The organism is Alicyclobacillus sendaiensis NBRC 100866 (assembly GCF_001552675.1).
Classification (GTDB): Bacteria; Bacillota; Bacilli; order Alicyclobacillales; family Alicyclobacillaceae; genus Alicyclobacillus; species Alicyclobacillus sendaiensis.
This window is the reverse complement of sequence record NZ_BCRQ01000137.1, coordinates 1-1,250: the sequence shown is the minus strand read 5'-3', so window position 1 is coordinate 1,250 and position 1,250 is coordinate 1. Positions and strand designations below refer to the sequence as shown.

The following is a 1,250-nucleotide window of genomic DNA, read 5'->3' as shown; positions in this document are numbered from 1 at the left end:
GGAATGGAATTAGCGGACGCCATGTTGGAATCGTTTGTTGGTGAAATCGGGAACATGGTAGCAGGAAATATGTCGACGCGTTTAGCCGAGAACGGGATTCACGTGGAAATCAGTCCGCCAACCGTCATCGTGGGGCCAACCAAGCTGACGGGGTTCGTTACAGCAGCAAAGGTTCCTCTACATCTGGAGGATATCGGGGTCATTCATGTGATTCTCATATTGGACGAATCAGAGTAAATGGACATGCTGTTCGTTGAGCAGGGGACCGAAAGGAGATCACGCGAGTGTTTCTCAGGCAAAAGACGAGCGTTGTTTTCTCTACGGAAAACAAAGATAACTATTTACATACAGATATGGAAGTATTAAATGAAAAACTTTCTTTTCTGAGAGTCACACAAGAGGATCTTGCTCGAGTTCGAGATGTCTCTGCATTGATAGAGCCTTACCTTGAACAAATTGCAAAGCGACAATACAACATCATTGAGAAGTTTCCCACCCTGAACAAGATCATCGTAGAACATAGTCACAGGGATCGTCTGGAACGAACCTTTGTCGATTACTTCAGAAGACTATTTCGTGCGGATGTCTCAGACGGCGTATTTTGGCAAGAGAGAAAACGAATAGGTCGCGTTCATAGCCGTATTCACGTGACCGCAGACTGGTACATTGGTTCCTACATGCGGTTGTTTGAATATCTTATTCCAGCAGTCGTGCATCAATGGCATGGGAAACCGAGAGAACTGTCGGATACCTTGATTGCGTGTATGAAGATGGTATTCCTTGATATGCAGATCATCATGGAAGCGTATGAAGAGGAAGAAGTACAAGCTGGACATATAGAACACGTTTCGAACGTGTTAGAGCTCATTTTAGGAATCGAGGACATTCTCCCCACAAAACATGCGATTGAACAAGTCGCTTCGGATTCCGAAAATATCTCAGCTGCAACAGAACAACTATCTGCTTCTGTTCGCGAAGTCGCAGATTACGCGGTGAAGGCTGCTGAACATGGAGACCGCGTGATGCGGGACGCACAAGCAGGCGGTGAAGTCGCGCGTACCGCTTTGGAAGGGATTGTTGCATTACGCCAAGCGTTCGAACAGTTACAACATCAATCGACTGCAGTGGTTTCAGCAGCTGAACGCATTTCAAGCGTCCTGGAGTTGATTCAAGAAATCGCAGAACAAACGCATGTCCTTTCATTGAATGCCGGGATTGAAGCCGCAAGAGCAGGCGAACACGGTCGTGGC

Annotated in this window: 2 protein-coding genes; both read left to right on the top strand. The window is 46.9% G+C overall.

Features of this window, described 5'->3' with window-relative positions; all coding sequences use genetic code 11:
• The coding region (locus AS26_RS13595; protein WP_174519951.1) for a chemotaxis protein CheC at positions 1–237 on the top strand (237 nt) is incomplete at its 5' end.
• Between the two features lie 47 nt (positions 238–284).
• Positions 285–1,250 (top strand): globin-coupled sensor protein (locus AS26_RS13590; RefSeq protein WP_169793519.1); only part of this gene is annotated, 966 nt, incomplete at its 3' end.